4 protein-coding genes and 1 pseudogene are annotated in these 2,495 nt (G+C 51.7%); 4 read left to right on the top strand and 1 reads right to left on the bottom strand.

The annotated features are described in order from the left end of the window. The 4 genes from FDK21_RS20745 to FDK21_RS20420 form a co-directional block, all read left to right on the top strand. On the top strand, nucleotides 1-325 hold a 325-nt coding region (locus tag FDK21_RS20745; RefSeq protein WP_171022243.1), incomplete at its 5' end, for a hypothetical protein. A 43-nt stretch (nucleotides 326-368) separates the two neighbouring features. Then, entirely contained in the window at nucleotides 369-983 is a 615-nt protein-coding gene (locus FDK21_RS20410) for a cytochrome c (protein ID WP_138150699.1), read from the top strand. A gap of 2 nt (nucleotides 984-985) precedes the next feature. Beyond that, nucleotides 986-1,876, top strand: a complete 891-nt coding sequence (locus tag FDK21_RS20415) for a cytochrome c (RefSeq protein ID WP_138150700.1) — start codon at nucleotides 986-988, stop codon at nucleotides 1,874-1,876. Nucleotide 1,877: 1 nt separating this feature from the next. After that, entirely contained in the window at nucleotides 1,878-2,381 is a 504-nt protein-coding gene (locus FDK21_RS20420; RefSeq protein WP_171022245.1) for a multicopper oxidase domain-containing protein, read from the top strand. A 9-nt stretch (nucleotides 2,382-2,390) separates the two neighbouring features. Here FDK21_RS20420 and FDK21_RS20425 read toward each other — a convergent pair. After that, nucleotides 2,391-2,495: pseudogene (locus FDK21_RS20425) on the bottom strand (IS5/IS1182 family transposase); the annotation flags it as partial.

The raw sequence follows: 2,495 nt of genomic DNA on the forward strand, positions 1-2,495 counted from the left end.
ATTTGTGCTGATCTACTTCAGCATGATCTCTCTTGCTTATGCTGGAGGCAGTTTTACTCATGGCCATGAATTAATAGACAATGGCGATAGCTATCAAGCCGAGCATAGTCATATAGATCAGCAGGATGTCGATCAGGCTCATGATCACGATCCTGATATGTCTATCGACAACACATCCCTTCATTGCGGAGCCATGATACTGACTTTGCTAACGGCGCCGACAGCATTGCCCGCACTGGCTGAGGCAGACAAATTGCCATCTTTGATGTCTGATCTGATCGCTATTGTTGTCTCGTTGGAACCACCTCCGCCTCGTTTTGCTTGATTGAATTTACGATCATAAAATTTCAATCAAGAGGCACTTCATAATGAAAAAGCTATTTGTTACCGCCGCCGTTGCACTTTCTGTCTCGGCGAGCATCGTCCTACCCGTCTCAGTTCTGGCCCATGGTGGGGCCACTGGCGAGATCAAAGAACGCATGGATGCCATGAGCTCGATGGGGAAAGCGGTTAAGGTTCTAAAGGACATCATGCAAGGCAAGACCGACTATGACGCAGATGCTGTTCGTAAGGAGGCCGCGATCATCAAAAGCCATGCTGGAGACGCATTGACCGAGGGCTTTCCAGAAGGGTCTTTGAAAATGCCATCAGAAGCAAAGGCTGAAATTTGGACCGATTGGGAAAAGTTCAGCAAACTCGCAAGCCAGCTAGAGACTTTTGCAACCGGCCTTGAGGCTGCTGCTGACAATGGCCTTATGATGGGCAAAAACGCTGGCTCGGGCATGGGTGCCATGATGGGCAAGGGAGCTGGTTCGATGATGGGGAAACAGGCCCCCATGATGGGGAGCGGCATGGGTACCGCCAACGCCGCAGATCATATCACGCCCGAACGCCTCGCTCAAATGCCTGCCGAGGGTGTCTTCACTATGATGGTGCAGGTTTGTTCTGCCTGTCACACCGATTATAGAGCCGAGAAGAAATAGGCATGAAGAAGCCTATCCTTTTTTTGGTTGTGGCCCTGGCATTGTCCGGGGCTGCTTTCACCGCTCTTGAGCATTGGCCAATTGGCAACGCACCACAGCTGGAGGCGCTTGAAGGTGTGCCCGATCGTGGGGCCTATCTCGCCCGGATGGCCGGATGCATTGCTTGCCACACCAATGTGGCCGGTGACGGCAAACCGCTTGCCGGCGGTTTGGCATTGAAGACTGATTTTGGAACTTTTTATTCGCCTAACCTTACCACACACAAAGAGCAAGGCATTGGGGCGTGGAGTATTGATGATTTTGCCCGAGCGGTTAGGCAAGGGGTCTCGCCAGAAGGGACCCCTTACTATCCGGCGTTTCCCTATCCCTTTTATGCCAAGTTGAGTGATCAGGATATCGCGGATCTTTGGGCTGCGTTCCAGACGGTGCCTCCGGTTGCCGAACCATCGATCCCGCAAGATTTGGGATTTCCTTTCAACATTCGCGCCAGCTTAAAAATATGGCGGGGTTTGTTTCTGGATTCTACCGGCTTCAAGCCGGCAGAAGGCAAGAGCGAGATGTGGCAGAGAGGGCAGTATATCGTGGAAGGCCCGGCACACTGTGCAGCATGCCATACGCCGCGCAATATCTTGGGTGCCAGACAAGCAGAGCTTAAGCTTCATGGAGCAGACAAGTTGCCAGATGGTGGCAAATCTCCAGCCATCACTTCACAGGCGCTCAAAAAACGCGGCTGGGACAAAGAAAGCCTTGCTTATGCGCTCCGCACTGGCCTGACCCCTGACGGAGACGTGTTTGGCGGCTCAATGGGTGAAGTCGTAAGAGATGGCACCTCATTTCTGAGCCAACAAGATCGCGAAGCCATCGCTACATTTTTGCTTGATTTGGATGAATGACATGAAACTGACCCGGCGTGATTTGATCAAACGCGGCCTTGGCGCAGCAGCGTTCGGAGTAGTGCCCGCACCTTATTCCTTTGCATTAGCTCAAGATGGTTTCCTTGAAATACGGGCCATGAAATCGGAGCAAAAGATCTATGAAGGCAATGCGCCAAATTCGACACTGTGGACCTATAATGGGCGAGCGCCGGGACCGGAAATTCGGGTCAAACAGGGAGAAAGGATCAAGGTTCGTTTCATCAACGAACTTGAGGAGCCTTCTTCTATTCATTGGCATGGCATCCGTATCGACAATGCAATGGACGGTGTCTCGGGTTTGACGCAAGAAGCGGTCAAACCGGGAGAGAGCTTTGAGTATGATTTTGTAGTTCCGGATGCGGGCACCTATTGGTATCACGCGCACAACAAGAGCTGGAATCAGGTGGCGCGTGGTCTCTATGGTCCTTTGATTGTTGAAGAGCCTTATCCGACCTTCGATGCCGAACACGATCTGAGAGCCTGATTCAAAAGTTCATGCGACATAACAATATGTTGCCAAACGTCGGATCATTACTCTGATGTTGGCAATGGTGACCCATGCGACAGAACTGGCGATGGAAGCTTCCCAATCCTTTGC

It is taken from the genome of Cohaesibacter sp. CAU 1516 (genome assembly GCF_005771485.1).
Lineage (GTDB): Bacteria > Pseudomonadota > Alphaproteobacteria > Rhizobiales > Cohaesibacteraceae > Cohaesibacter > Cohaesibacter intestini.

Excerpts from the sequence above, each read along its gene's own strand:
- FDK21_RS20410 (WP_138150699.1), top strand. The coding sequence starts at position 369 with ATGAAAAAGCTATTTGTTACCGCCGCCGTTGCACTTTCTGTCTCGGCG.
- FDK21_RS20415 (WP_138150700.1), top strand. The coding sequence starts at position 986 with ATGAAGAAGCCTATCCTTTTTTTGGTTGTGGCCCTGGCATTGTCCGGG.
- FDK21_RS20420 (WP_171022245.1), top strand. The coding sequence starts at position 1,878 with ATGAAACTGACCCGGCGTGATTTGATCAAACGCGGCCTTGGCGCAGCA.